The following is a 25,251-nucleotide window of genomic DNA, read 5'->3' as shown; positions in this document are numbered from 1 at the left end:
AAGAATTTTTTTGGGAAAAATAAATCGAGGGCTGGAAATGAATTTGAAAAATAGAAAAATTTCTAATGTCTATAAAGGAATCAAACTCGCGATCCTTTCTGTTTTGTGGGCAGGCGTTTTAGGATGTAGCCCTGAAAAATTGAAAGGATTTGCAATGTCGGATATTTTCGACCTAGGATTCTTTTCCGGAGGAAGAATATTCGATTCGAATCCGAATCTTCAGCCTCCTTACAACAGTGTGGACAATGATACTGCTGTTCTTCCTGTAGATTTCGGTTCCTCCAATCCTCAGGCAACCTTATTCATCAACTCCACTGAAAACGTGGACAGATACAAAGAGTTGGAAATCCGTTTTTCACACCCAATGAATAAGACTACAGTAGAGCAAAGTTTCGCTATTATCGGCGCTTCTGGAAATTTAACTGGGCCGACTCCAGGTGGAGAATTCTACTGGATGAGTAACCAGAAGCTTCGCTTTAACCCATATAGGGAGTTAAAGCCTGGAGAAACTTATACTCTTACAATTAATCCGAATGCTGCTACCATAGGTGGAGCGACTCTGGAAGATTATACGATCACTTTCAGAACTGGACTGGATTATAGTCTTACAAATAAGATTACCCAAGGCAGCCAATATACTCTGAACGGCACGAATGATATGACATTCGATCAGTCTGCAGCGTTAACGTTGGCTTCAACTTATGTAAATCCAATAGTCGGTGAAAATTATATCCAATCTGTTCTTTTGAAGAAGATCGGTGCAAATACTGCTCAGGATATTTGTACGACTCCTCCTTGCTCGATGAGCGCACCTATTTCTCTCAACTTGAATACTTCTCAAGTTCCTCCTACTGTTGGTGGGAATACCTACTACTATGAGATCGCCACTACGAATGGAAAGACTTTCCGTAAGTATTTCAGCTTTAACTACGGTAAATTGGAGAATGCAAATAACGTTCTTCCTTACGTAGCTAACGGTGTGATGGACGAGGCGCAAATGCTTCCATTCTTAGGGAAAGCAATCCAGAAATATACTACCGGTGCCTTCAAAGTGAAGGATTCAACCGGAGTTCCTCGTACTTTCCAAGAATTCTTATTAGGAATGCCTGATTTTCCTAAGAAAAAGTTCTACGATAACGGGGCCTGGAACATCGGCGAAGCTTGTATGAGACAAGACGCTAAGATGTCGGGTAATGCGAACGAAGCTGCATTCAAGGCCTTTGAATATATTCCTGTATTTGGTTCTAAATCCGGCGGCGGTGCAGGTCAGGGATATTGTTATGTGAGACACCCTGACTGTGTTACGGATAACGGACCTCCTTATCACCCTAAAAAAAGAGCAAGCGGCGTAAGCAGGGACGATTGGTGGAATATTTATAATGCCAATAACTGCGGGCAAAATCAGAATAATGCAAATTATCCTGCGGCTTGTAAAAACCTATTCCATTGGGGAGAGGCAGCTTGGAGTCTTTGCCATTATCCTACAGACGCAAAATCTTATAAAAACGGCGGTTATACTTCTACGGTGTTTTCTGCATTCGGTAGACCGGACGGAGATATAGGTTCTGCAGGAGACGACACGTTAGACTGCGCATTCCCAGCTTGTTTCTTCGATTCTTATCATATCGAAAAAATCGCTCCGGGACCATTCTCTAAATACAGCGCTATCTTAAATGTGGCTTCCGGTGGGATTGCAGATGGAAGCGCAGCGATTACCTTGGATGTATATGTTACGGACATGAGACTTCCTAAGACAGTTATTTGCGGATCAAATAATGCAACTCATGGTTGTGCTGCAGGAACAGGGACCCAATTAGGAAACGTTGTTGCTGACCTAAAAGTAAATCCTGGCTCCGGGGCGGTCGCTCCTGGATTGGGTCTGGATCTAAAATCCAGATACACTGAAGTGGATCTTCTCGTAGTCTCTCGTTTCGAAGACTGGTATGGAGCATTCAATGGACCGGGTGCGTTACTTGTGTTCAGAACCACTGCTAAACTGAACTGGGATCCTGCAGTCGAAGGAACTTTAAACCCAGCAGGTTACGATTGGAACAACGTAAAACTTTCCAAACCTCGTTTGGCATTAGCTCGTGCACGTAATAATATGACTGTGACTTCAGACGGTTTGATCAATATGACCGTTAGGACCCCATTCACAGTTAACGACGATTACTTCCCAGATAATCCGAGTGTTGCAAATATTCTTGCGAATACGAATAACTTCTTCATTCGCCCGTGGGCAAACCCTTTACATATGACTTTAGCAGGTTTATATCCTGGGGAAGATACTTCAGACTTCATGTATACGGAGCCTATGACCTACATTCATGGTAGTGAAAGTTTCAACACTATTATTGAGGCACTCGTAGGTAGATCAGAATTGAGTAATATGGCGAACTTAACTGTGGACCAGGTGAAGCAGATCATCACTCAATACATGCTCAGAGATATCGTGCAAAGGATCGCTCCAAACGTTCTGAACTCTGTGATCGCCGACTTAAGAGATACAGGAGTGACCATCACTTTACCAAGTTATCTTCCTGCTCCTCTTGGGAATTTCCCATTAACTGTGAAATTTAAACTGAATACTGACGCAGCTATCAAACATGACGGAACCAATAAGGGTCTTGTGACTTCTTTGGATTTTGCATTCACCAGTAATTATAACCCTGCAGGTGGACTTAGAACCCAATCGGGTAAAACCGGAATGGTTACAACCAGAACTTGGACCGCGGCGAATCCGCCTCCTTCTACTTATCAGTTCAGTCAATCTGCTGCGAACCCTGGGTTCTTGATCTCAATGCACACTGACACAATCTCTCAGGCTGCATTCCATTTATGGCAGAGAAGGGGATTGGATATTGTATTGAATAAGGCATTCATTGATGGAATGAACGCTTTCGCGGGAGCAGATCCTCTCTTTGCGTTGACCACTTCTTTCTTAAAAGCTTCTCCTTTGGTTACAATCCTTGTGCCAGGAAGAAACAAGTTACAAGGATTGAACGGATCCAATGCGATTGCACCTCCTGTAAAATCTTATGATGATATCGATATGGTGATGTCTCCAATCCATGCGCCTAACGTGAAGTTCAAACCTATGACTTCCGCAGGAATACCTAAGATGAGATTGTATTTTACTGAAATGCAATTGCAGATCATCGCTAAGAAACCTACTTCTTGCACCGGTCTCTTAGATGACGAACTCACGGATTGCCAAGCGGATACAAGAGCGAACGGTTACCAACAAACTCTTGGAACAGTTAGGATCAGTTTTGCTGCGGATGCGGACTTCCGTTTCAAAATGTTCTCTAACCCTACCAATAATCCTGCACTTGCTAACTTAAACGCACTTCAGGTGATCTTGGATCCAGTGAATAATATGGATTATGCGGTAGAAGTTTTGGAAGGACAAGCTTACAATCCGTTCGGCTTGGATCCTGATGGTATCAAGTCCGTGATCTCTCCGTTAGTCACCACTTTGGTGATCCCAATGGTAAACAGTATTATGAAAGAGATCCCAATGCCTCCGGATATCACTTTCCCTAAATTGATCAACCCTGCAGGAAACGCATCCTGCGCGATCAGTGCGAAGAGTGATAAGGTACAATTTTTCACCTTGAGTTCTCCTCAAGTTGCAGATCCGTATCTGTTAGGAGGAATGAGATTTGTAGGACAAGCTGTAACAGATCCTGCATCTCTGATTGTCTGCCCTTAAACACTCCTAGCTATTTCGAAAAACTATATGTCGAAATGACCGAAAGGGAAAAACCCTTTCGGTTTTTTTTTAAGGAAAGCTTCTCGGATAAGTAAATTAGAAAAAGCTTATGAGTGAGTCTTCACTCAATTAGTATTGTGTAATTTTGATTTTCTTTTGCTACAGTTTCGCAAAAGTTTTCGTTCGATTTCTGTCGAACAGCACCTATTATTTCATAACGATCGTTAGAACGTGCTATAAAAATGAAAAGGAAATTTATTCAAATACTTGCATTTAAAAATAGTGAGCATTTAGTCACAATTTTTGTCCTGTTTTCATAAATAGGTTGCAGGAATCCGGATAAGATAGGAAACGAAAAGTGGATATGACGTATTACCAGCTTTCATGTTACTTGGTGGTGACTGTATTAGTCTACCGTACGATTCATAATTTAGTTTTATATTTTAGAAATCGGAAACAAGCGTACCTTCTTTACTTTGCATTATTGCAAGTTGCGTATGGCGGTTATCTATTCTGTTTTATCCAAACCATTAACGTAGATAATCCTGAAAAAGCTTTGATCTGGGAAAGGATGGAGAATGCGATAGCAGCAATATTCGCTACGTTTATCGTGCTCTTCGTAAATAATTATAAAAAACTTTTCAGCAGAGATTTCATTCTTCTATACGTGTTCATGTACCTTATCCTTGCGGGAATACTCTTACAGGATCCAAACGCTTATACGATGAGTGTCGCTCATCCGAAACATTTCCCTTCTTTAGGCATAGTCATCTACGAAACAGATCAACCTACGATTATGCAGTTTATCTTCCTTTCCGGGATTATGATGATCGTATGGACAGTGATAAAGGTGATGAATCAGTTTCGTAAGAACAGATTCAGGAACCATTTCCTATTTTACGGATTGGTATTGTTCTTCGCGAGTTTGATCGCAGATATATTGGTCGCGAGCGATTTGCTTGGCATCCCATATACTTCTCATTTTAGTTTTTTGATCCTTATGTTCTGCGTGGATAGCTTCCTCACAGTGAATAAGTCTGAAAGGGAAGTCCGGATGGAATTCAAGGAATCAGTTTCCAAATGGCTTACCAAGCCGGAGACTTCTTCTTTCGGATCACAAGCAAAGAACATTAGTGGAGAAGCCCCTGAATCCAAGTCTCTCAAAGAGAAAGGCCGTAATCCTAAAAAGCTGAGCGTTAGAGCTATGGGCCCATTAGAATTGGATCTGGATGGGAAGAAGATCCCAGCAGCTGAATATTCTAGTAAGAAAAAACTTCTCAAACTCATCAAACTTCTGTTAGTTCGTTTCGGCAAAGGTGTTCATAAAGAAGAATTATTAGAGAATCTCTGGCCGGGGATGTCTGAGAAAAATGCTCTAAATAGTTTACACGCTCTACTTTTCCGTCTTCGTAAAATTTTAGGAAACCCGGAGGCGGTCGTATTCGCAGAGGATAGACTATTCTTCCATTCCGATCTAGTAGAAGCGGACTTTGTAGAATTTGAGAAAAAATTCGAGACTGCTGGGAAGTTGCTTCGTAACAAAAAAGAAGAAGAAGCGGTGCAATCTTATCGTGAAGCGCAGGAGCTGTATACCGGAGACTTCTTCGAATTCGATCTGTATTTCCCTGAATCGGAACTAAAACGTGAATATTTACGTAAGAACCTGATCGAGATTTATAGAATTCTATGCGAATATTCTCAAAAAGCAGGAGATGCAAATTCTCTACTTTCCGATTCGGAAAGCTGGATACGTTTAGATGATCTGGATGAAAGAGCCTGGAGATTTCACTTCGAATCTTTACAATCTTTAGATCGTAAGAATGAAGCTTTGCGTAAATTCGAGGATATGAAGAAGATCCTGAAAAAAGAATTAGGTGTGGAACCTGACCAAGAGACAGTTTCACTCATTGAAAAGATCCGTGTTACTTCTCCAGTGAGCTAAATGTTTTGGAAACACTGCACTATAAAATAAAACGCTCATTAGAAAAAAAATATTGGACGAAGTAAATCACTTCTGTACGTTCTTCCAGAATCCCCCATATTCTAAGTAAAAAATAACCCCCGAAATAAAATGAATAAACGAATCCTTTTTTTTGTAACGATTGTTACAATTACCATAGCAAACTGTTCCATCGTATATAGAGTTACTGGCAAAACTTTAAACTCTTATGCACAAGACCATTTGGTCCCTCATTACCTTGCATCTGACGATTTGGATGCAATCTGTACTGGAGGAACTGCGCTCGGACCTTTGGTAGCTTCTTTCGAAAGGACCGGAGCTTCTGTGGAATTGGCTACTATGGTGGCACAAATGGGAGCAGGGATGTGTGCGGAGAAACAAGCACAAGAAGCTGAACTTTTATATATCGCTGCCGTCCGCAAGGGTAAGGGAGACGAAGCGCTGGATAATCAGGCGAGACAGATCCGTTACCATGGAATCGCTGCAAAAAGATATGGGGATGCACATAATAGATTCTTGCAATACTTCGGAGAATGGAATGGAAAATGTCCTTCTATCAGTGAAGAAGAAGAGTTATATTATCTAGTAGGGATTTCTTCCGGTCTATTGGCGATCCTTCACGATTTTGCTTCCCAAGGATATGCGGGGATCACTCGAGAAGTACCAAGCGTAGTTGCAGGAGCTTCTAAATGTTTGGATCCTAAAAAATGGTGGGGAACTCCTTTGGCATTGGAAGCAGTAGTGTGGCTTTCGGTTCCAGGTGCAACCCCGGAAGGAAAAGATCCTAATAAACAAATGGAAGAAGCTGTGAAAATAGGCGACAAAGAAGGAGTTCGTCTTTCTAGAGCATTCCAGATCCAAGCTGCTGCCGGAAAAGGTGATGTGGAGAAGATCAAAAAACTTATATTAGAACATTCTAAAGTTCTAAGCCAAGTTCCTGCTAAGAAGGAATATCTTTTCTTGGAAGCGTTTGCGGAAAATTTATCGCGTCATGAATCTGATAAAATTTGGATGAAAGAGACCGGACATAGGGGACCGATTAACTTCTCCTCTTTTCCGGGAAAAAAGAAAAACAATAAAGAAGAAGACGATCTTTTAAAAGATCTTTGAGCGGGTTCTTGGGTGGAAAACGAAAAAAAAGGGACCTTAAGGAGAAAAACTATATGAAAAAGTTTCTCATTCTATCGGTAATCATTCTTGGGACTTGGATGTCCGTAGGTGTGGGAGCAGCGGAGACGGTGGATCGATCCATGTGTGTATTCGATCCTTCCGGGGCGCACGGAGACGTGTTTAAAGCGGCACAAAGATACCAAGCGCAAGCTTTAACATGGGGAATTCGTCTGGATCTGAAGGCTTATACTGACGAAGTAGTGGCAAACTCCGACTTCAAAGCTGGAAAATGTAATATGGCACTTCTAACTTCTCTTAGAGTAAGAAGTTATGTGCATGAATCTGGATCCATCGAAGCGATCGGTGCATTGCCAAGTTATGACCTTCTCCGAAAAACAATCGAAGCATTATCAAATCCTAAAGTAAGAGAGCTGAACACTGACGGAGAATACGAGACCATGGCTATGTTCCCTGGTGGCGCGGTTTATCTTTTATTAAGAGACAAGAACCTGAAAGATATCAAGGACTTGGCCGGTAGAAAGATCGCTACTTTAACTTACGACCAGGCTGCCACAACTATGGTGGATATCGTAGGAGCTTCTATGGTTCCCGCAGAGATCGCAACTTTTGCCGGTATCTTCAATAACGGAAGAGCGGACGCTTGTTATTCTCCTGCGATAGGGATCAAACCTTTGGAACTTATGAAAGGAATTTCACCGAACGGTGGTATAGTTCGTTTTCCGATCGGGCAGTTGACCTTTCAAATCGTGGCTCGCCACAAGGATTTTGCAGAAGGTTTCGGAAATAATTCCAGAGCGTGGGCGGCGACCCAGTTTGACGCTATGCTTTCTCTGACCAAAAAGGCAGAGCAGGAAATTCCTGCAAAATATTGGATAGAAGTTCCGAAAGATCTTCAAAAGAATTATTTCGAAAAATTCAGAGAAGTCAGGATCAGGCTGAGAGACAAAAAAGTATATCATCCTACCATTCTGAAATTAATGAAAAGGGTTCGTTGCAGCGCTGATAAAGAAGCGACTGAGTGTGCGGATAACCTGGAATAATTTCCAAAACTAACAGAAAAAAGGCGGGAAAAATCTTTCCCGCTTATCTTATATCAATCAATCGCAGATTCCAGAGGATATTCTATGTGGAGAAAAATCGTTTCCTGGGCGGTATTATTCTTTTTATTCGTACCCCTTGTTCAAAGTGGAAGCCAGCTAGTCCAAGCTAGACTACTCGGCTTAGGTAGCAGTATTTGGCCTAACTATGCTATGATCCGAAATGTTTGTATCGCAGATCCAAATGCGGAAGCGGATACAAAGGCGGAAGTCAGCCAAGCGGATATGGACGCTTTGGACGATATCGGTCTCGGAGATACTTCCGGCGAGAAGAATGTAGGAGCTCCAACAGGACCAACCGAAACCCAATTGGAGTTAGAGAAACTTGCGGGTTCTCTAACAGTAGGGCAAAAATTATATTGTGGATTCGAGCGTAGGCTTTCTTGGATTACTATCTCCGCTATAGATTATATTCCAATGACTATGGTATTCTTACTGATCGTAGCGGGAACTGTTTCCACGACTAGAAGATATCATATTGCCCTTAGGAATCCCGAGAACTCCAAAGAGGAAAAGATCACCGAATGGAGCCAGATCATCGCAAATACGATCATCATGGTTTCTGCCGCGTTCATGTATCCTCTCCAAAAAGGTGTGGAGGCTCAAATCCAGGTGTTGTGGGTCTTAGGGCTGATACTTTTAGCAGGATTAAATTTTTATAATTTAAAAAATCCTGTTTTTAAGAATGGAGAAGGTAAACAGAATACCAAACTTTCCCATGCATTATTATGCGTTCCTTTGTATGCATGGATGGCACTTGTTTGCGGATTCTACTTCTTCATTTTAGAAAAACATCCGGCGGGACTTGCGATCTATCTACAAAAATTGACCGCACATGCTCAGCTTTATATCCAGATCGGTCTTTATGTGTGGACCGGTATTCTTTTAAGGGATACTTCTTTAGGAAAAAGATTCTTCGATCTTTTGAACCCATGGAAACTTCCTTCAGAGCTAATGGCAGTGATCATCGTAGTTGTTGCCGCCCTTCCTACTGCATATAGCGGTGCTTCCGGGATCGTGGTTCTTGCATTAGGAGCTACTATTTTCAAGGAGTTGAGAAGAGCTGGTGCAAGCCAAGAAAGAGCTCTTGCTGCGACCGCAATGTCAGGAAGTTTGGGAGTGGTTCTGCCTCCATGTTTACTCGTGGTGATCGTTGCTTCTTTGAACTTGGAAGTGACTACCGACGAATTATTCCATTGGGGTTGGAGAGTGTTTGCACTTTCATCCACTCTATTCTTGATTGTGAGCTGGTTTAGTAGAACCGAATCCTGGAAGATCCGTCCGGAACAAGACGCATTCAAAAAATCTTTGCAGGCATTAAAATCTTTCTCAGTCTATTTGGTGATCTCTATCGCAATCGTTCTTACGATCGTTCTTGCACTCGGAACTCATTTCGACGAAAGAACTGCACCTTATATTCTGCCGATCGCAATGTTGGCGCTTCTGTTCATAGATTATAGAATTTCCAAAAAGGAAAAATTGGAGAAGGGAGAAACTCATAACGAAGAAGTGGAACTTTCCAGAACTTCTTACGATGGGGGCTCACACTTAGGAGCACTTCTTCTTCTTATGGGATTGTCCGCTTGTATGGGTGGGGTTTTCGAAAGATCAGAAGTGATCAATCTATTTCCGACTCACTTAGGCTCTCCAATGTCTGCTATGTTAATTCTGACATTTGCACTTGTGATCATTGGAATGTTAATGGACCCTTACGGTGCCGTGATCTTGGTTTCAGTAACCTTGTATCCAATCGCTAAGGCAAACGGGATCCATCCACTAAATTTCTGGATGACCGCACTTGTTTCTTTCGAGTTAGGTTATTTGACTCCTCCGGTTGCACTCAACCACTTGTTGACCAAACACGTAGTGCGAGATCTATTGATAGAGGATAAAAGTCTGGAAGGAAAAGGTTTCTTTGCGAGGCATGAACATATCGTAATTCCGATTATCGTTCTAACACTGACCTTGCTTGTGACCGCTTTCGGGCCGATCCTATATTCTAAATACGCAGGGTAATCACTCAGTTGAATCCGATGTAGGAACTCCTACATCGGATTTCTACGAAGTCTTACTTCTTCTTTTTTTTCTTATCTTTTGCTTTAGGAAATTCCAATTTGGAAGGACCGATATTACCTTTTGCAAATTGTTTCTTCTTAGTTTCTATCCAAGGCAGAACCCAGACAAGCTCTTCTGCGAGAGCGAATAGGTTTTCGTTAATATCTACCAACTCTTCTACCACTAAGAAGTAGGCCACGCTGGATTTTAATTTGCTGTCTCCTTTACGGATACGTTTCATCTGGTTTTTGTAGATGCGGACTTTGATATCAGAAAGTTCTTTTACTTTTTTACCGGATCTCGCCTTCTCCACCAAACCTGGGACCTTATCGGATTGTGCTAAAAGTTCGAAAAGATCTTCCGCTAACTTGCGTAATTCTTTTAGATCTTCTCTTTCGTCCTTTGTAAGTCCTGTTTGGAAACGATCTATCTTCTCGGAAGTGTTTCTATGTATATTTGTAAGATTTTCAGCGATACGATCTATGTAACCGAGCGCATTTGTGAAAGGATGGATGGATTGGAAATCTGACTCGTCGAAATGTCTATCCACCAAACTTAAAAAACCGGAGATAGAAGATTCATAATTTTTCTTCAGGTTCTTTAAGATCTTAGAAGCCTGTTTGAAGTCTTTTTTCTTTCCTCCGATATAGCCGGAAGAAAGTGTATTCATCGCCTTCTTCGCTAATAACAAATTTCCCAATAAAGAAGAAAGCGATTTAGTAAGTGCCTTTTCAGGATGTTTGGTGAGTAGAAGAAGTTTTTCCAGATCCTCATCGTATTCTGCCTTTCTTTTTTTGTGTATACGATTGAATGCAAGGACCAAGAAGAATGTGAAGCCTAAAACTACAACCACTGCAGCAAAGCCGAAGTAATAGAATAACGCCGCGATAAATCCACCTGTGAAGGAGGCAAAGATCGCAGTCATAAACCATCCACCTACAACGGTTAGAACCCCGCTGACACGATTGACTGCATTTTCTTTTTGCCAGGCTCCGTCTGCGAGCGAGGTTCCCATTGCTACCATAAAGGTAACAAATGTGGTAGAGAGCGGAAGTTTTTCGATCGTTCCTATAAGTATTAGCGCCGAAGCGATGAGTATATTTACGGAAGCTCTAAGTAAATCGAATGCATCACTTTCATGCAAACGAACTAACTCCAAGGTTCCACTTTGTTTGAACCTAGAAGAGATCCAATTACGAATGATAGAAGGTAAAATTCTTTTAATAGGATAATAGATCCCGACTGCAATTTGAACGAATACTCTCGCAACCAAGCTGGATTGATAAGCTTCTACAGTTTCTCCCTGGGAGCCTAAACTTACTTCAGTTCTTGTAACTGTTTCCGCTTTCTTTGATTTGAATAACGCGATGATCATGATGAGTGCAGCACCGATCAGAAGTCTATTGTCTGTAAGAACTTCTTTTCCTAAGCCAGACGCCATCGTATTTGCATCCCAGTTGGCCGCTTTGATCAATTCATGAGTTTGTAAACTTGCGATCGGAACTCCGATAAAGTTCACTAAGTCATTACTTGCAAAAGCCATTGCAAGCGCCGCAGTCCCGAATAATACTACGATCTTCAGAACGTTTATTTTGGAGAAGATCAAGATTTGGAATACGATAGAAAAACCAATAAAGCTTAATACTAGAATGGTTTTAAAATTGGTTTGGATCCAAGCTAATACATCTTTACTCAGGAAAGTCGATCCTTTCATTGCAGTGAGTAGAATGAAGAAGATCACAACTGTGACTGCGAGTCCTGAGAAAATCCCTCCGAACCATTTCATCGTTTTATCTAAACGGAAACTGAAAATCAATCGGAAGAAGAACATCAATATCATCCCCGCAAAGAAGGCGAGTATCACGGATAGCGCGATCCCGAAGATGATCTTTAATGCAGACTCCGAGTTTATGATCTTAAATGCATCGTTTAAGGTGTCTGTTTTGAGAAGCGCCAGAACCAAGGAGGCTCCTAATAATTCGAAAACCAGGGAGACGGTTGTGGAAGTGGGAAGTCCTAAAGTATTGTATAAATCAAGGAGAATGATATCCGAAACCATCACCGCCAAAAATAAGAACATCAACTCTGCAAGGCTGAAAAATTCGGGATGAAAGATCCCTTTTCTTGCGACCTCCATCATTCCGCTGGAACTCAACGCTCCGAGTAAGATACCGAATGTAGAAACGATCAGGATGATTTTTCTGGAGGCCGCTCTAGAACCGACTGCCGAATTCGTAAAGTTCACTGCGTCATTGGAAACTCCGACGAGTAAGTCCATTACTCCGAGTACAGCCATAACTGCTACGATGATTAAGAAGATATCCATGTAGTCCTATCTCGAAAGGGTGTTTTGGGTAGTATTTAAGGCAAAGTAGGAGCCTCAACCCAAATTTCCGCAGGTTTCTTTTTCAAAATACGGATTATGAAATGCGCTTTCGATTTCCCCCCGACCTGAAAGAATGGGTGATCTAACCTGTTTTTTTAGAAAGCATAAGACAGGTTAATCAATCGTCGCGAAATATAAAAGGAGGCGGTATGAAGATTTCAGTGGGCAATCTTCCCCAGGAATGGACGGAAGAAGATTTGGAAAAACTATTCTCCAAATACGGAAAGGCCGAGCATATTTCCATTAAAAAAGATAAACTCACGGGACGTTCTTTGGGTTACGGTTCTTTGGAAATGGAAGATGGGGCGGCAAAAAAGGCCCTGGAAGCTTTAAATAAGTACGAGGTTTCCGGAAAAGTTCTAACGGTGGTAGACGCCGATGAATGGAAAAAAGAATTCGATAAAAAGCAATCCGTGAAAGGTGGGCCGAGTCACAATAAAGTGCATGGAAGCCAGACCACGGGGGGTTTTGGAAGTTCTGTCAGACGTACTGGAGGTAGAGGAAAATGAATTTAAAAAGAATCCATATATTAATCGCAATTTTAATCTCAGCATTCGTTCTGAGCCTGGGAGTATTTGCTCAAGGCAACGGTCTGGTGATTAAAGACATCAAAAAGGGAACTGGGAAAGAGGCCTTCAATGGGTCTAACGTAACCGTTCATTATACCGGTTGGCTGACCAATGGAAAAAAATTCGATAGCTCCAAAGACAGAGGAACTCCGTTCCGTTTTGATCTTGGTGCTGGGCAAGTGATCCGAGGTTGGGACAAAGGAGTCCAAGGTATGAAAGAAGGCGGTATCCGTAAATTGACGATCCCACCTGAAATGGGTTATGGAAGCTCCGGAGCAGGGACTATTCCTCCAAATTCTACTCTGATTTTTGAAGTAGAATTGATCAAAGTTTACTGACATTTCTGTGTTAAATCTGTTGCTTCTATTCTAATGGATCAGAAGCAACAGTAGTAAAATATCACGATTTCATTGCAATTTACGACAAACCTGCATCCTCACTTATCCTTCTTATTCTTTTTTTTAAAAATTTGTAATATTTAAACGAGGCCATTCTTCCCATTTAATAGAGAGAAAAAGGGGAGGAGATAAGGTCTTGAATCAAGAAAACACATTAACCAACGCATCTTCTTCCCAATATCGTAGCTTATTCGAACACCAACCATTAGCTGCTTTTTTGGTAGAAGCAGATGGTACCATCGCCTTGGTAAACCAGAAGTTCGAGGATATCTCCGGAAGAAGAAAAACGGAGATAGAGGGAAGAATGAAATGGTCCCAGTTTGCACATCCTGACGATACGGAAAGCCTAATGGATGCCTTCATGGACAGATTTAAACATGAAGTTCCAAAAGTATTTTCTGCAAGAACAAGACTTCTTTCCGCAAACGGATATAAGAAAGTATATGTAAGAGCAAACAGGATACCGACAGAAGAAGGTAGAGTTCTTGTCCAATTACAAGAGTTGGATGAAGAAGGTCTTCTAAAAGATTATTCCTTAGAAGATTCAGACTATCGCTGGCGTTCCTTTCTTATGGAAGGAATGGATTTTGTAGTTATCATGGACTTGAATGGGAATGTGTTATTCATCAATAGAACATTCACTGGAGTTTCTGCAGATGAGATCCAAGGTAAAAACTTTTTCGAAGTATTAAAAACTTCTGATGCATTAAAAGTACAATCCGTGATTACTCGGGTATTGAGCACCGGTAAGCCGGAAGCATTCGAAGAATGGAGTAGCTTTACAGGCAAAAGAAGCCATTATTATATTAGAATTTCTCCCGTAACTAAACAAGGAGAGATCAGCGCGATCTTACTTGCGATCTCGGACACCACACAACAAAAAGAATCAGATTCCGATCGTTTGAGAAGAATGGAGTCCCAAAGACATCGTCAAAAATTGGAGGCCCTGGGAACCTTGGCTGCCGGTGTCGCTCACGAGATCAATAATCCTCTCACAGGTATCTTAAATTACGCGGAACTAGTTCGCACTCAGGTAGAAGAGAACGAATCCCTCTCCAAAAACATGGAAGTGATCATTCGGGAAAGTGAAAGAATTTCCGGCATCGTAAGAAGTCTATTAGGTTTTGCTCATAAAGAAGAAGGTATCAGGGCTCACGTTTCTACTGGAGAAATTTTATACTCTTCTATACAACTTCTATTGCCGTTCCTGATCAGAGACGGGATCAGGGTGGAAGGAATGGATAGTTTAGTGGATGCCGACTCAGAAGTCCCACTTGTAATTGGTGAACCTCAAAAACTAAAACAGGTTTTTCTAAACTTGATCACAAACGCGAGAGATTCGTTGAACGAAAAGTATGCTTTCGAAACGGATCATAAGAAGATCCAGGTATCTCAGTCCGTAGTCGAAAAAGGAGATACTAGGTTTGTTCGGATCACTGTCAAAGACTGGGGAATCGGAATAGGTGACGAGAATCTGAATCGGATTTTTGATCCGTTCTTCACTACAAAACCAACCACGGTCGGAACTGGACTTGGACTTTCAGTTAGCTATGAGATCGTTCGGGAAATGGGCGGCGAGATAGAGGTAGAAAGTTCAGAGGATGAGTTCGCCACATTTCATATCTTGATCCCTGCTTCGGAAAAGATTTCTTGACCTTGCCTTAGGCGAGGAGATACTTTTGATCTCCTATGTCAGAAGCAGAGGAAAAAAATTCCGGAACTCGAGCACCTTTCCAATCCGCTTCTAGAAAAGATGTAATTCGGATCTTAGAAAGAATTACGGACGCATTTTTGTCCTTAGACAGAGAACTTAAGATCTTATATGCTAACTTCGAGGCCGAAAAACTTCTGGATATTATTCGAGAGAATTTAGTCGGCAAAAGATTACCGGAGATACTTCCTCAATTCAATTACACTTCTTTGTTTCCTGCGATGATAGAGTCTATGCATTCCGGACTTCCAAAAGACCTGGAGATTTTAGATCCGAAGGAGAATATTTGGTACGAGGTTCGTATCTTTCCTTCTATCGAAGACATTGCAGTTTACTTGCGCGATGTAACTTCCAGAAAAGAAGGAGAAGTTAAACTCAAAGAATCGGAAGAAAGACTTTCCGAACTTGTGAGAACTTCTTTGGATTCTATTCTTTCTGTGAACGACTCCATGGAAATAATACTGATGAATCCGGCTGCGGAGAAGTTGTTCGGATATTCCTCTTGGGAAGTGAATGGAAAGTCTTTGGAGTTTTTACTTCCATCGAGACACAAAAAAAATATTTCCAATGTATTATATCAGATAGGAGAAAATCCGGATCGCGGGATCTTTGGGCCGCTTAGGGCCAGGCGCAAAAACGGGACTGAGCCTATTTTAGAAGCTTCCGTCTCCAAGGTAAATACATCTTCCGGAAAAGGATATACTCTCATACTTCGAGATATCACTGACAGAATTTCTATCCAAAAGAAATTAAGAGGGACTGTAGAAGAACTTAAGAACGTAGACAGGGAAAGGTTGGACCTCCTACAAAATCTGGAAGCTGAGGTAGAATCCCGCTCCAAAGAACTTACCAGATTCTATCGTTTGATGAAAGAAGAATTAAACCTGGCTAAACGAGTGCAGAATAGTTTACTTCCACCGATTGATTATTCAATTCCGGGAGTTCAAACTTTTGTAAATTATGTTCCGGTAATGGAAGTGGGAGGGGATTGGTTTGATATATTCGAATTCCGCCCTGGCGTTCTGAGAGTAATTTTAGCCGATGCTACCGGTCATGGCGTCCAAGCTGCACTTGTGACAATGACAATCAAAGGAGTTTACGAGCCTCTAAAATATTTGGCAGATTCTCCTTTGGAACTGATTAAAGGGATCAATATAGATTATTGTAGAAATTTCAAAAATCTACAGATGTATTTTTCCTGTTTTATCTTGGATGTGGATACGATAGAAAGAAAGATCCGATTTGCATCCGGAGGTCATCCTGCACTCTTATGGAAATCCAAATCAGGGATAAAACCTTTGGAAAGAACAGGATCACTTTTAGGCCTAAATGCAAAAATGGAATATCTGGAAGAAGAATACGATTATTCGGAAGGAGATTCCATACTGATGTTAACCGATGGGATCTTTGAGGAATTTGATTCGGAACAAAATCCGTTTGGTGAAGAAAGGATAGAAAAAATCTACAGAGACTCCGGACTAAGCGGGCTGGAATTACATTCTCAGATCATAAAAGAAATGAAGGCTCATCTGGCAGACAAAGAACCCCAGGATGACATCACACTGATTTCTTTGAACCTGACTTAATCTAAGTTGACCTAAGAACTTATTTAGAAGGACATTCTTTACGTGTCCGAATTTCTCATACTGTTTCCTTTACTCTTGTTTTTGTTAGGATTCGGATTTGCAGAATATATCCTTCATATTTCCAGAAGGAACAAAATCCCGGTTCGTATCCATGTAAATGGCACTCGAGGAAAGAGTTCTGTAACAAGACTTATCGCATCCGGTTTGAAAGAAGGTGGATTTCAAGTTCTCGCTAAAACCACCGGAACCGTTCCAAGGCTTATCTTACCGGATGGTTCCGAACGGAATATCATCAGATACGGCGCTCCAAATATTTTAGAGCAGAAGTTTGCGATCCAAGAGGCAGTTAAACAAGGAGCAAACGTAATCGTTTTAGAATGTATGGCACTTGTTCCGTTTAACCAGAAAGTTTCGGAAGAAAAATTGATCAAGGCTACACATTCCGTAATCACAAATGTAAGAGAAGATCATCTAGAAATCATGGGGCCGGAGAAGAAGGATGTTGCTTTAGCTCTAAGCGGTTTTATTCCAAAATCCAAAATGTTATTCACTTCGGAAGTAGAATTTTTTTCATTCTTTGAAGAGATATGTAAAAGGAAGAATACGGAAATCGTTTCAGTCAGTCCTAAAAAATATTCTCAGTTAAACTATATGCAAGGTTTTGCATATTATGAACATCCCGAGAACGTGCTTATTGCTTTAGAGGTATGCGAATCTTTAGGAGTTAAAGCGGAGATTGCGATACAAGGAATGTGGTCTCATTCTCCGGATTTGGGAGCTACTTTCTTTGCAGAATATACATTTGGTGAGAATAAGATCGCTTTTGCAAATGGTTTTGCTGCAAACGATCCGAGGTCTGCCGCAAGTATTTGGAAGAATTCGGTCCAACGGTTCCTTGAATATACTTATAAAGTCGCTCTTGTGAATTGTAGAAAAGATAGACCGGAAAGATCGGAACAAATGGCAAAAGAGATCCTCTCTTGGAATAAGAATATCCCGGACTTGATTTTGATTACTGGCGAAGGAAACGAGATATTTAAGAAGACCTGTTTGAAATTAGGTTTAGGAAATTCTAAATTAGAAGATCTAAAATATCTAGATGCAAAAGAGATCATGGAGTTTTTTCGAAAATCGCTTCCTTCTCACTCAATGGTTGTTGGACTCGGGAATATAGGTGGACTGGGTTTAGAACTTCTGGAACATTTAAAACGAAAGGAAATTCTGAAAGGGTAGTATGGACTTATTGAGTATTTCCATCGGGTTGGGCTTAGGGATCAGTTTATTCTTTTCCGAATTTTTCGGAATAGCTGGCGGGCTTGTCGTTCCTGGGTATTTCGCATTGCAGCTCCAGAATCCAATCAATATTCTTCTTACATTGTCCGTGAGCCTCTGTGTTTTTGCTTTAGGAAGATTCATTTCGAAATTTGTAATATTATATGGAAAAAGAAGGACTGCAATTCTACTTTTACTCGGATTCGTTTTGGACGCAATCGGCAATGAATGGATATTTCCAGGAATTTTTAAGGAGATAATCCACTTAGGATCGGAAGTAAAAGCGGTTGGTCATATTATTCCGGGTCTTATTGCGGTATGGATGGATAGGCAAGGTTGGTTGGAAACTCTTGCATCTTTACTTACAGCTTCCGTGATCGTTCGTTTGATTTTGATCTTATTTCTTGGAAAGGAGTTATTGCCTTGAAGGGAATGTATTGGAAATCTTCCAACAAATCCGTTCTGTATTATTTAGCCTTGGCAGTAGTTTCTATTTTTGGAATGTACTTAGTGGAATATTTTCGTTATGAAAAAGTGCAGGAATACTATTCTGAAAAAATAGAGGCTGCAAAACTTACCGCTAAGGCGTTTCAAGAGATCAAACGTTATAAAGAATCTAAAAATATAAAGATAGATCTGGATTCCGATCCTTCTGGCTCGGGATTAATCGGCGAATTTTTTACACCTGTGACGAGTAATTTAGGCTCGCTTAAAGCAAAACAAAGTTCTATCAATCCGAACTTTGGTGCTTTGGTTCTGGAGTATCTCATCCAAGCTGGGGTTAAAAAAGGAGACGCAGTCGCAGTTTCTCTCTCTGGTTCATTTCCTGCTTTAAATATTGCGGTGTATTCTGCTGCTAAAGTTTTGGAACTGAAACTTGTGATTATCTCCAGTCTAACTTCTTCTCAATGGGGAGCGAATGATCCTGAATTTTTATGGCCGGATATGGAGATATTTCTTTATACTCAGGGGATTTTTCCTTATAAGTCCTCGGGCTACAGTTGGGGAGGGATCGAGGACCAGGCATTTGGGATGTCGAAAGAAGCGTCGAAGAACCTACAAAATTCCGCCTCCAAAAATTCACTTCCGATGCTCCATTCTAAGAATTACTCAGATAGCTTGGAAGAAAGAATAGGTTTGTATTCGTCAGTCATTCCGTATTCAGAGTATAAGGCTTATATCAATGTGGGCGGCGGAACTGTTTCTGTAGGAACCAAGAAGAATTCTGGAGAATTTTCTCCTGGTCTAAATCTAAAGCATCCAATTGTCCATGACGGAAGAGATTCGGTCATGAGGCGCTTTGCAAATTTAGGAATTCCTATCATTCATTTGGTGCGAGTAGAAGAACTTGCGACCCAGAATGGATTTACGATCCAACCTAAAAAACTTCCGGAAATTGGAGAGGGTAAAATATTCAAAAGATCGGAATATGATCCTCGTTTGGCTGCCGCAGTTTTAGCGGGGATCCTAGTTTTACTTTATATATTTTTCAAAAGAGATCATTTTATAGAAGAAGATCGGGACGAATCTCTTTAAGATCTCAAAAATTTGAATATTTCCTGATCTCTATCCTTATCTTCCAATAACACGGATTCATAATGATTCTTATCCGTTAGTTCATAAACTTTCAGGTTTTTGATCTTCTCTTTCATCTTCTCTATAGCGGTAGAAGGTAAAAGTTCGTCTCCCGCTTTGAAATTCGGTTTCAGGGCGCGGATCACGAGAACCGGGCAATGCAAAGCGGAATAAGGCATGACTTTATTTTCTTTTAGAGTTTTGAAAAATTCTTTTGGATCTTTGAAGATCCTGGCAATAATTCCTGCAGGCTTCATTGCTCCACCCATATTCTTTAGTTCGGAATCGATTACAAATGGGGGAATAGAACAAAGCACCGGTCCATAAAAAGTATCTCCAGGCATTAAAGAAGTAGAAAGTGTTCCGACTAATTCTAACTCGTACAATAAGAAATTTTGAATATTCGTATTCCAAGCCGAAAGAAGGGGGGACTTTTTAGCCTCTTGCAGATATATTTCCTTACTCGGGATCCTTCTGCCCAAACGGGCTAAAGAGCCTTGGATCATCAGCAGATTTGAAATTTTACGTTTGATCGAAAGTTCTCCACCTCCGTCTATCAATACTGCCTTTTCCAGGAAACTTGCGAACTTCTCCGCAAATCTAAGAGTGATCCAGGCACCTAATGAATGGGAAAGTATAGATATTTTAGAATATCCTAATATACTAGACAGTTCTTTTAAATCTTGTGCGTGGACTCTCGCGGAATATTCTTCTTTTGGTTTATCCGAATTGCCTCTTCCTCGTAGATCATATACGATCACTGTGATCCCTTTTTTGGAGAGCCCTTGTGCAATTGGTTCGAAGTTTTTTAGATTTCCTGTCAAGCCGTGAACACAGAAAAGAGGGACTTTTGATTTGCCTGGAAAGATCCGATAGGAGATTCGGATTCCGGAAGGTAGAGTAGCTATTTTGGAATCCGAACCGAATTGTAACATTCTGTAATATTTAGGAAACTTCTGCTCCTAGTCGGATCAGAATATTCTCCAAATTTTTTTCCATTTCTGATCTGAATGCTAAATGTAGTAAAGCAATCTTTTCCCTTTTTTTGACTGCCGAGAATCCTTCTCCTTCTCTTTGTAACTTAAACCAGATCCTGGATTCACCCAATCCTGAAAATTTGATGCAAAAATCGTCTTCTTTCAGATCGAATTTTGTGACTGCACCCAATTCTCCTCCGGAGATTGCTTTGGTTAATTTCCGGAGGAAAGATTCAGGATCTGATTCTGTTACCTTGATCAGATCCATATTACACCGCGATCATGTAGATGCCTTGTACAAGACCTACGATTGCTCCCAAAACGGAACCGATCAGGATAAGGACATATTCATCTTCTTGGAAAGCCGATCTTAAGATAGGTTCAAATTCTTCCGGTGGGAGATCCTTCATACGTTTGAACATATTATTCTCTATGCTCATCGCTCTTCCCATATAAGTTTCGAGTTTCAAAGAACTTCCCGCTAAAGAATCGCTTACTTTACGGATGACTTCTTTTTTGGTGTTCTCGAAATCTGAATCTTCTCCTTTATTCTCTGCATCTAGTTGTCCGGATAAGTTTAATCGAGTAGCAGCGGATTCAGTTTCTGCTTGGATGGTTTCTACTAAAGTTCTTGCAGCTCTCTTATATAAGATCTCTTCCAATACGTTTCTTGCTGTGAGAACTTGTGTAGCGAATACGTTCGAATATTTTTTAGAAACTTCTTCCTGTCTTGCTATGAATAAGCCTCTGTATTTTATCGGGCCCACTTTTTTTTCATAAAGAGGGCGAAAGATCATAGTGAGTGCAACCCAGTTTGTGATATATCCTACGATAATTCCTTGGATAGGAAGTGTCCACCAGATAGGAAGATAATTCCATAGGAATGCCTGAGCGATACCGAGCGCTCCTCCGAGTGCCCAACCGCAATGTTCTATAAATTTGAATTCTTTAGAACCGACTTCTTCGAATATGTTTACGATCCTTTCTACATTCGGACCTGTGAGTTTACGTAATACCAGGGATCTGAAATTGAAAACGGAAGATACATTCTCCTTCACCTGGGTTATGATATTCTTCACTGTATGAGCGCATTTTTCTTGGACTGCTCTTACGATCTCTTCTCCATGTCCGTTCTCTAAATGTTTTCTGAGAATTGGATTGATATGATGAACAATCTCATGAGTTGCAGAAGGGATCAGATCATTCAGAACAGGTTGGAACTCAGTCTCTAATTGGTCCGGGTCCACTTTGGAGAAAAAGTCCTCCACCTTGATCAGCCTTTCGGTCATGATATTGACCGATTTTAGGGCCAATTTCTGGGCCTTCTTCGGAACAATCCCTTGCCACCCTAAATAAGGAGGAATTCCCACAAATTCCAGAGGGTAGAATGTCATTTTTAAGGCCACCACATTGGTAAACCAGCCTACGAACCCGTAGGTTAAGGGCATCATCAAGACCCCGATCAATTCTTTGTTTTGGCTGAAGAAGGACAGATCCATATTTTCAATTCCTGTAGCGTGCGCTATACAATTCGGTTCTATTGCAAAGTCCTTTTCGACCCAGCGCACTGCAAGTTATTTTTCCGTCAGTTTTCTGGATCTGGAGCGAAGGTTTTGAAAAAAGATTTTTCAGAGTCCAATAAATTCCGGAAATAGTTCTCTCCAGTTTTAAAATATGAAATCTTCCTTCTTTCCATACTGGTGCATTCTTCTGGACCCTTCCGGATTGATCATCGAGACCAATCTTCCCTTGGATTCCTGGAGACAAAATCCACTTTCCTATTTTTTGGATGGAACAGAGAAAATCCAAGGGGAGAAGGGCAGCACAGTCCTTTCTTGGCAGCCCGGAAAAAGTCCTCTTTCATTTCCAGGGAACATCGGGATCATCGCGAGTTGGACCCTTACTCATGGAATATTTTGGATTAGAATGGATCCAATGGAAGAAGGCTCCGATTCTCTTCTAGAAAATTCTTTTTGGAAGGAATTCCTATCTAGCGACAGACCATTCCGTCAAATTTTTGAGACCAACCAGGCGATTAAATGGATCTTAGATCCTGATTCAGGGGATATTTTATACGCGAACCAAGCAGCGATCCAGTTTTACGGATATAGCCAAGAAGAACTCCTTCAAATGAAGATCACCGATATTAATATCTTCACGAAAGAACAGATTTTCGAAGAGATGAAACAAGCTGCTCTCGAGGCCAGACAATACTTCCGATTCAGACATAAATTAAAAAGCGGAGAAATTCGCGAGATGGAAGTTTATAGCGGACCTTTACAGTTCGGTGGTAAAAGGGTGCTATTCTCCATTCTATACGATGTTACGGAAAGAGTGAAGGCAATTTCTTTATTAGAAGAAAGTGAAAGAAGATATCGTTCCTTAGTGGAGAGCGCTTCCGATTCGATCATCATTACAAATTTTGAAACCAAAATTTTAGAAGTGAACAAAAGGATTTGCGAACTTCTGGAATACACAAAAGAAGAACTCCAAACTTTCAGTTTAAAGGATATTCTCGACAAAGATAGTTTAGCGGATGCTTTGCAAAGAATTCCGGTATTAGAAATCGGTAAACCCGTAATCTTAAATAGAAAATTCAAAAGTAGATCCGGTAGGATCATAGAAGCTGAAGTGAATGCAGTTCGTATAGATGAGTCCCGTTACATGGGAATCGTACGTGATGTGACCGAAAGAAATTGTATGACCAGGACTTTGGAGAGATCTTTAAAAGAAAAGGAGGCGATGCTACAAGAAATCCACCATAGGGTCAAAAATAATCTCCAAGTTGTTTCCAGTCTTCTCGGCCTACAATACGAGAATACGGAGGACCCAAATCTAAAAAGGATCTTGCAAGAATGTGAGAATAGAGTCAAATCAATGGGATTCGTTCACGCGGAACTCTATAGATCTGAAAATTTCGCTGCAGTAGATCTAGAAAATTATTTCACAACAGTTTCTTCTAATTTGATCCGAGCCTATGGGGGTGTTCCTCGTATCCAACTCCAACTGAATGTTCGTCCCTTGGAAGTGAGTATAGAAAGAGCGATTCCTTTAGGGTTGATCTTAAATGAACTTCTCACCAACTCCTTAAAATATGCATTTCCGCAAGACCGTACCGGAAAAATTCAAGTCAGTATCTTTAAAGAAGAACAGAATATCATCTTCTCGTACTCTGACAACGGGGTAGGTTTCCGAAAAGAGAATCATAATGGCTCAGGGACGATCGGCATCCAGCTTATTGAGATCTTGTCTAGGCAGCTAAAGGCAAGCTCCGAATTTACTTCGGAAAATGGAGTTGTTTTTCGTCTTAGAATTCCGGACCGGAATGTAGGAAAGTAGCTTGATGGTTTTTTTCTAGGCTCAATACTCGGTCTTTGGTAAGGAACACATGCAACACACTACAGAAGAAATCCTACACCAGATTTATTTATTTTCCAGCTTCTCTATGGATGAATTGGCTAAAATAGCGGAGAAGACAAAATACAAGGTGCTTGAACAAGGGGACGCGGTTTACCAAGAAGGGAACGAGGCAAAAGCGTTCTATGTGGTAATGTACGGAACCCTAAAAATTTTGACCTCCACCGAAAAAGGGAACGATGTAAACGTAACTACGATCGCAACCGGAGACCATTTCGGAGAATTCCCATTTTTGGATCAGGGAAAAAGAGCCGGGACAGTAGAAGCAATGGAACGTTGCGAACTTTTAGAAATTCCTTTCGAACATCTGCAACATATTCTGGATTCCGATAAGGAACTCGCTCTGAAATTTTATAAAGGTATCACCACCTACTTGGTGAAAAGAATGAGACTTTTGACTCATGACTTGGCTTACGCAAGAGAATTAAAAAAACGTTATTCGTGACTTGACTATGAACCGCAAATTTTTCCCAATCTACCTTTTTCTAATTTTATTCGGACTGACCTATTGCTCCGAGACGCTCGTCAAAACTGGCATCGGTTATGAAAGATGGAAAGCCGGTCTCGAAAAGAAACAAACCAAGATAGAACCTTGGAATTGGGTGTATTTAGAAGGTGGAGAAGGTAGCGAAAAAATCCTGATGGTCCATGGATTCGGCGGGGACAAGGATAATTGGACTAGATTTTCCAAATGGCTTACACCTACATATACCGTAGTAGCAGTGGATCTTCCCGGTTTTGGGGAGAATGACAGAATTCCAGATCAGGATTATAATATTGCTCAGCAAGTAAAACGACTGGATGAGTTCGTTACGAAGTTGGGCTGGGAAAAATTTCATATCGTAGGTAACTCCATGGGAGGAGCGATCTCCGGAGTGTATGCTGCTACTTATCCGCGAAAAATATTGTCTCTCGGATTATTTGCTCCTTCCGGCGTGAATAGTCCCGAAAAAAGTGAGCTTTCTAAAAATTTGGAGAAAGGAAAAAACAATTTAGTTGCGACTAACGCAGAAGAATTTCAAGAATTAATGAAATTTATTTTCGTAACACCACCTCCAATTCCTTCCTTTTTAGCTTCTTATTTTGCGGAAAGAGCAGTCAAAAATTCTGAATTTAATAAATATATATTCAAACAGATCAGATCTACAGGTTATCCGTTGCAGGAAAATATGAATAAGATCCAAGCAAGGACCCTAATCCTTTGGGGAGATACTGATAGAGTATTGAGTGTCTCCGGAGCCGGGGTCTTGGAAAAGGGGATTGCGGGATCTAAAAAGGTGATCTTGAAAGATATGGGCCATGTCCCTATGCTGGAAAGACCCGAAGAAGTAGCGAATACTTACAAAGAATTTTTAGCTAAGTAAAGCTCCCGGAAAACTTCGGTTTTTTAGGAGTTGTTCGG

19 protein-coding genes are annotated in these 25,251 nt (G+C 41.0%); 15 read left to right on the top strand and 4 right to left on the bottom strand.

What is annotated here, in order from left to right; translation table 11 throughout:
* Positions 1 to 37: 37 nt before the first annotated feature.
* The 5 genes from CH352_RS07160 (at position 38) to CH352_RS07140 (ending at position 9,919) form a co-directional block, all read left to right on the top strand.
* Positions 38 to 3,715, top strand: a complete 3,678-nt coding sequence (locus CH352_RS07160) for an Ig-like domain-containing domain (RefSeq protein WP_207766655.1) — start codon at positions 38 to 40, stop codon at positions 3,713 to 3,715.
* A 364-nt stretch (positions 3,716 to 4,079) separates the two neighbouring features.
* A complete protein-coding gene (locus tag CH352_RS07155) occupies positions 4,080 to 5,657 on the top strand; it encodes a BTAD domain-containing putative transcriptional regulator (protein ID WP_100706129.1) in 1,578 nt (525 codons plus the stop codon).
* A 129-nt stretch (positions 5,658 to 5,786) separates the two neighbouring features.
* On the top strand, positions 5,787 to 6,785 hold the full coding sequence (locus CH352_RS07150; protein WP_100706128.1) for a hypothetical protein: 999 nt from the start codon (positions 5,787 to 5,789) through the stop codon (positions 6,783 to 6,785).
* 53 nt (positions 6,786 to 6,838) lie between these two features.
* Positions 6,839 to 7,846, top strand: a complete 1,008-nt coding sequence (locus CH352_RS07145; RefSeq protein WP_100706257.1) for a putative solute-binding protein — start codon at positions 6,839 to 6,841, stop codon at positions 7,844 to 7,846.
* Between the two features lie 84 nt (positions 7,847 to 7,930).
* Positions 7,931 to 9,919 (top strand): TRAP transporter large permease subunit, encoded by a 1,989-nt coding sequence (locus tag CH352_RS07140; protein ID WP_100706127.1) that lies wholly within the window; start codon positions 7,931 to 7,933, stop codon positions 9,917 to 9,919.
* Between the two features lie 52 nt (positions 9,920 to 9,971).
* Here the strand turns inward: CH352_RS07140 and CH352_RS07135 are convergent, their stop codons facing one another.
* On the bottom strand, positions 9,972 to 12,284 hold the full coding sequence (locus tag CH352_RS07135) for an inorganic phosphate transporter (protein ID WP_100706126.1): 2,313 nt from the start codon (positions 12,282 to 12,284) through the stop codon (positions 9,972 to 9,974).
* 209 nt (positions 12,285 to 12,493) lie between these two features.
* Here CH352_RS07135 and CH352_RS07130 point away from each other — a divergent pair, with 209 nt between their 5' ends.
* The 7 genes from CH352_RS07130 to pgsW all read left to right on the top strand — a co-directional run bounded on the left by CH352_RS07130 (position 12,494) and on the right by pgsW (position 19,416).
* Positions 12,494 to 12,853 carry an RNA recognition motif domain-containing protein gene (locus CH352_RS07130; protein WP_100706125.1) on the top strand — a complete coding sequence of 120 codons (360 nt, stop codon included), beginning with the start codon at positions 12,494 to 12,496 and terminating at the stop codon, positions 12,851 to 12,853.
* Positions 12,850 to 13,251 carry an FKBP-type peptidyl-prolyl cis-trans isomerase gene (locus CH352_RS07125; RefSeq protein WP_100706124.1) on the top strand — a complete coding sequence of 134 codons (402 nt, stop codon included), beginning with the start codon at positions 12,850 to 12,852 and terminating at the stop codon, positions 13,249 to 13,251. Before CH352_RS07130 ends, CH352_RS07125 begins: the two co-directional genes overlap by 4 nt.
* A 196-nt stretch (positions 13,252 to 13,447) precedes the next feature.
* Entirely contained in the window at positions 13,448 to 14,965 is a 1,518-nt protein-coding gene (locus CH352_RS07120; RefSeq protein WP_100706123.1) for a PAS domain-containing sensor histidine kinase, read from the top strand.
* A gap of 35 nt (positions 14,966 to 15,000) precedes the next feature.
* The gene (locus tag CH352_RS07115) at positions 15,001 to 16,608 is read left to right on the top strand and encodes a SpoIIE family protein phosphatase (protein WP_100706122.1); all 1,608 of its coding nucleotides are present in this window, start codon (positions 15,001 to 15,003) and stop codon (positions 16,606 to 16,608) included.
* A gap of 42 nt (positions 16,609 to 16,650) precedes the next feature.
* Positions 16,651 to 17,841 carry a poly-gamma-glutamate synthase PgsB gene (gene pgsB, locus CH352_RS07110; protein WP_100706121.1) on the top strand — a complete coding sequence of 397 codons (1,191 nt, stop codon included), beginning with the start codon at positions 16,651 to 16,653 and terminating at the stop codon, positions 17,839 to 17,841.
* Between the two features lies 1 nt (position 17,842).
* On the top strand, positions 17,843 to 18,307 hold the full coding sequence (pgsC, locus tag CH352_RS07105; RefSeq protein ID WP_100706120.1) for a poly-gamma-glutamate biosynthesis protein PgsC: 465 nt from the start codon (positions 17,843 to 17,845) through the stop codon (positions 18,305 to 18,307).
* A gap of 5 nt (positions 18,308 to 18,312) precedes the next feature.
* The gene (gene pgsW / locus CH352_RS07100; protein ID WP_243396257.1) at positions 18,313 to 19,416 is read left to right on the top strand and encodes a poly-gamma-glutamate system protein; all 1,104 of its coding nucleotides are present in this window, start codon (positions 18,313 to 18,315) and stop codon (positions 19,414 to 19,416) included.
* Here the strand turns inward: pgsW and CH352_RS07095 are convergent.
* Genes CH352_RS07095 through CH352_RS07085 form a run of 3 tightly spaced genes read right to left on the bottom strand, consistent with a single transcriptional unit; the run spans position 19,413 to position 21,931 of the window.
* The gene (locus CH352_RS07095; protein ID WP_100706118.1) at positions 19,413 to 20,390 is read right to left on the bottom strand and encodes an alpha/beta fold hydrolase; all 978 of its coding nucleotides are present in this window, start codon (positions 20,388 to 20,390) and stop codon (positions 19,413 to 19,415) included. The genes pgsW and CH352_RS07095 overlap by 4 nt on opposite strands.
* Before the next feature lie 10 nt (positions 20,391 to 20,400).
* On the bottom strand, positions 20,401 to 20,700 hold the full coding sequence (locus CH352_RS07090; RefSeq protein ID WP_100706117.1) for a hypothetical protein: 300 nt from the start codon (positions 20,698 to 20,700) through the stop codon (positions 20,401 to 20,403).
* A gap of 1 nt (position 20,701) precedes the next feature.
* A complete protein-coding gene (locus CH352_RS07085; RefSeq protein WP_100706116.1) occupies positions 20,702 to 21,931 on the bottom strand; it encodes a DUF445 domain-containing protein in 1,230 nt (409 codons plus the stop codon).
* Positions 21,932 to 22,106: 175 nt separating this feature from the next.
* Here CH352_RS07085 and CH352_RS07080 point away from each other — a divergent pair, with 175 nt between their 5' ends.
* From CH352_RS07080 to CH352_RS07070, 3 genes are read left to right on the top strand one after another with little or no spacing between them, the layout of a single operon-like run.
* A complete protein-coding gene (locus CH352_RS07080; RefSeq protein WP_100706115.1) occupies positions 22,107 to 23,771 on the top strand; it encodes a sensor histidine kinase in 1,665 nt (554 codons plus the stop codon).
* Between the two features lie 49 nt (positions 23,772 to 23,820).
* Complete coding sequence (locus CH352_RS07075) at positions 23,821 to 24,294, top strand: cyclic nucleotide-binding domain-containing protein (RefSeq protein WP_100706114.1); 474 nt, start codon at positions 23,821 to 23,823, stop codon at positions 24,292 to 24,294.
* A gap of 7 nt (positions 24,295 to 24,301) precedes the next feature.
* Complete coding sequence (locus CH352_RS07070; RefSeq protein WP_100706113.1) at positions 24,302 to 25,213, top strand: alpha/beta fold hydrolase; 912 nt, start codon at positions 24,302 to 24,304, stop codon at positions 25,211 to 25,213.
* Positions 25,214 to 25,251: the final 38 nt, after the last annotated feature.

Origin of the sequence: Leptospira hartskeerlii (genome assembly GCF_002811475.1) — a bacterium.
Taxonomy (GTDB): Bacteria; Spirochaetota; Leptospiria; order Leptospirales; family Leptospiraceae; genus Leptospira_B; species Leptospira_B hartskeerlii.
This window is presented reverse-complemented; position numbering and strand designations above follow the sequence as displayed.

Excerpts from the sequence above, each read along its gene's own strand:
- CH352_RS07155 (WP_100706129.1), top strand. The coding sequence starts at position 4,080 with ATGACGTATTACCAGCTTTCATGTTACTTGGTGGTGACTGTATTAGTC.
- CH352_RS07125 (WP_100706124.1), top strand. The coding sequence starts at position 12,850 with ATGAATTTAAAAAGAATCCATATATTAATCGCAATTTTAATCTCAGCA.
- CH352_RS07070 (WP_100706113.1), top strand. The coding sequence starts at position 24,302 with ATGAACCGCAAATTTTTCCCAATCTACCTTTTTCTAATTTTATTCGGA.
- CH352_RS07145 (WP_100706257.1), top strand. The coding sequence starts at position 6,839 with ATGAAAAAGTTTCTCATTCTATCGGTAATCATTCTTGGGACTTGGATG.
- pgsC (WP_100706120.1), top strand. The coding sequence starts at position 17,843 with ATGGACTTATTGAGTATTTCCATCGGGTTGGGCTTAGGGATCAGTTTA.
- CH352_RS07085 (WP_100706116.1), bottom strand. The coding sequence starts at position 21,931 with ATGGATCTGTCCTTCTTCAGCCAAAACAAAGAATTGATCGGGGTCTTG.
- pgsW (WP_243396257.1), top strand. The coding sequence starts at position 18,313 with ATGTATTGGAAATCTTCCAACAAATCCGTTCTGTATTATTTAGCCTTG.
- CH352_RS07115 (WP_100706122.1), top strand. The coding sequence starts at position 15,001 with ATGTCAGAAGCAGAGGAAAAAAATTCCGGAACTCGAGCACCTTTCCAA.
- CH352_RS07075 (WP_100706114.1), top strand. The coding sequence starts at position 23,821 with ATGCAACACACTACAGAAGAAATCCTACACCAGATTTATTTATTTTCC.
- CH352_RS07080 (WP_100706115.1), top strand. The coding sequence starts at position 22,107 with ATGAAATCTTCCTTCTTTCCATACTGGTGCATTCTTCTGGACCCTTCC.
- CH352_RS07140 (WP_100706127.1), top strand. The coding sequence starts at position 7,931 with ATGTGGAGAAAAATCGTTTCCTGGGCGGTATTATTCTTTTTATTCGTA.
- CH352_RS07150 (WP_100706128.1), top strand. The coding sequence starts at position 5,787 with ATGAATAAACGAATCCTTTTTTTTGTAACGATTGTTACAATTACCATA.
- CH352_RS07090 (WP_100706117.1), bottom strand. The coding sequence starts at position 20,700 with ATGGATCTGATCAAGGTAACAGAATCAGATCCTGAATCTTTCCTCCGG.
- CH352_RS07135 (WP_100706126.1), bottom strand. The coding sequence starts at position 12,284 with ATGGATATCTTCTTAATCATCGTAGCAGTTATGGCTGTACTCGGAGTA.
- CH352_RS07160 (WP_207766655.1), top strand. The coding sequence starts at position 38 with ATGAATTTGAAAAATAGAAAAATTTCTAATGTCTATAAAGGAATCAAA.
- CH352_RS07095 (WP_100706118.1), bottom strand. The coding sequence starts at position 20,390 with ATGTTACAATTCGGTTCGGATTCCAAAATAGCTACTCTACCTTCCGGA.
- CH352_RS07130 (WP_100706125.1), top strand. The coding sequence starts at position 12,494 with ATGAAGATTTCAGTGGGCAATCTTCCCCAGGAATGGACGGAAGAAGAT.